Annotated in this window: 1 protein-coding gene and 1 pseudogene; both read left to right on the top strand. The window is 67.3% G+C overall.

What is annotated here, in order from left to right; genetic code table 11:
• Positions 1 to 835, top strand: a pseudogene (locus Q0066_RS10035) (hypothetical protein); the annotation flags it as partial.
• Positions 836 to 1,028: 193 nt separating this feature from the next.
• A partial coding sequence (uvrB, locus tag Q0066_RS10030; RefSeq protein ID WP_298132504.1) for an excinuclease ABC subunit UvrB occupies positions 1,029 to 2,667 on the top strand: 1,639 nt, incomplete at its 3' end.

Genomic DNA, 2,667 nt, shown 5'->3' with positions numbered 1-2,667 from the left:
GCCCTCGCAGCCGGGCGGCTACCCGCAACAGGGCTATGGGCCGGCCGGCCAGCAGTATCCGCCGGCCGGGGCGTCCGGATCGTTCGGCGGACCCGGCTATTCGGGAGGCGGCTTCCAGCCGCAGCCGCCGAAGCCGAAGGGCAACGGCATGATCATCGGCATCGTGGTGGCCGGCCTTGCCGTGGTGGCGCTGGCCGGCTGGTTGCTGATGACGCTGTTCGGCCCGAGCGGCGGCGATCCGACCCCGAGCGTCTCGCCGACGGTGTCCACCCAGCAGTCGACGCCGCCGTCCCCGCAGCCCAGCCCGGACCCGTCGACCTCCACCGATCCGTCGCCGGATCCCAGCCCGTCGACCTCGACGAACACCCCGCCTGGCGGCGGGATCGAGGTGGGCATGGGAGTGTCCGTGACGCCGGCGAACGGCTGGCAGCAGACCAGCCGGGAAGAGATGAAGAACTTCACCCAGCTGAGCAACGGCAAGGCCCTGCTGGCCACCCAGGCGTTCCGGGTGGAGGGTCAGGTCTCGGGCACCGACGTGGTCGCCTCGTACATGAAGCAGATCACCGCGAACATGACGGGGGTCAGCACCAAGACGCCGTCGGTGATGGACGTGAAGAACAGCCGGTTGTCGGTCGGCATCGGCAGCTGGAGCGGCACTCGGGCCACCTCGCAGGGTTCGGTGAAGCTCTCCTACGTGACGATCATGTCCGTGCGGGACGACGGACTGACCGTGATGTCGACCCTGATCGTGCCGTCCGGAACAACGGTGGCGTCCGTCCAGGAGGACTACCTGGAGATGACCAACTCACTGCTGAACAGCCAGCTGAAGGCGTGATCGCGCAGCGGAGATCCCGGCGTTCGCCGGGATGACGTCCACGAGGCAGGCCATCCCGAGCTGACACCTCGTCATCCCGGACTCGATCCGGGATCTCCACGCAACACACGCGACGGCGGGCCTCTGAGGCCCGCCGTCGTAGCGTCCGGGAAGAGGATCCGAAAGTGTCAGAGCGGACGCCTACGCTGAGGACATGCGTCCGACAACCGATCTGCAGCGCCGGGTGGCCCCGTTCAAGGTCCAGGCCGATTTCGTCCCCGCCGGTGACCAGCCGGCCGCGATCGACGAGCTGGAACACCGGATCACCGCGGGCGAGAGCGACGTGGTGGTGCTGGGTGCCACCGGCACCGGCAAGACCGCCACTGTGGCCTGGCTGGCCGAGCGGTTGCAGCGTCCGATGTTGGTGATGCAGCCCAACAAGACCCTCGCCGCCCAGTTCGCCAACGAGTTGCGCACCTTCTTCCCCGACAACGCGGTCGAGTACTTCGTCTCGTACTACGACTACTACCAGCCCGAGGCGTACGTTCCGCAGACCGACACCTACATCGAGAAGGACTCCTCGCTCAACGAGGAGGTCGAGCGGCTGCGGCACTCGGCGACCAGTTCGCTGCTCACCCGGCGCGATGTGATCGTGGTGGCGACGGTGTCGGCGATCTACGGCCTGGGCACGCCGCAGGAATACGTCGATCGGATGGTCCGGCTGCGGGTCGGCGACGTCCGTGACCGTGACGAACTGCTCCGGGCGCTGGTCGACATCCAGTACGCCCGCAACGACCTGGCCGGCACCCGGGGCACCTTCCGAGTTCGTGGTGACACGGTCGAGATCTTCCCGATGTATGAAGAGAACGCCGTCCGCGTCGAGTTCTTCGGTGATGAGATCGAAGCGCTGTCGACGCTGCACCCGCTCACCGGCACGGTGATCTCGGTCGATACCGAGGTGGCGGTGTTCCCGGCGTCCCACTACGTCGCCGGCCCCGAACGCATGGAGCGGGCCATCGCCGGCATCGAATCCGAGCTCGAGGTGCGGCTGGCCGAACTCGAGGGGGAGCACAAGCTGCTCGAGGCGCAGCGGCTGCGCATGCGCACCGGTTACGACATCGAGATGATGCGTCAGATCGGCACCTGCTCGGGCATCGAGAACTACTCGCGGCACATCGACGGCCGCACCCAGGGCAGCGCGCCGAACTGTCTGATCGACTATTTCCCGGCCGACTTCGTGCTGGTCATCGACGAGTCGCACGTCAGCGTGCCGCAGATCGGCGGCATGTACGAGGGCGACGCCTCGCGCAAGCGCACCCTGGTCGAGCACGGCTTCCGGCTGCCCAGCGCACTCGACAACCGGCCGCTCACCTTCGAGGAGTTCAGCGACCGGATCGGGCAGACCGTCTACCTGTCGGCAACCCCGGGACCGTACGAGATGGCCCGCTCCGGGCCGCCGGTCGAACTGCTGATCCGGCCCACCGGCCTGGTCGACCCCGAGGTGATCCTGAAGCCCACCAAGGGCCAGATCGACGACCTGATCGGTGAGATCCGGCTGCGCGCCGAACGCAACGAGCGCGTCCTGGTCACCACGCTGACCAAGAAGATGTCCGAGGACCTCACCGACTACCTGATGGAGAACGGCATCCGCACCCGGTACCTGCACTCCGAGGTCGACACCCTGAAACGGATCGAGCTGCTGCGCGAGTTGCGACTCGGCGAGTACGACGTGCTGGTCGGCATCAACCTGCTGCGCGAGGGTCTCGACCTGCCCGAGGTCAGCCTTGTCGCCATTCTTGACGCCGACAAGGAGGGCTTCCTGCGCTCCGAGCGGTCGCTGATCCAGACCATCG

The organism is Micropruina sp. (assembly GCF_027492755.1).
Lineage (GTDB): Bacteria > Actinomycetota > Actinomycetes > Propionibacteriales > Propionibacteriaceae > Micropruina.
The sequence above is the reverse complement of the archived record's forward strand: the minus strand, read 5'-3'. Positions and strand labels throughout refer to the sequence as shown.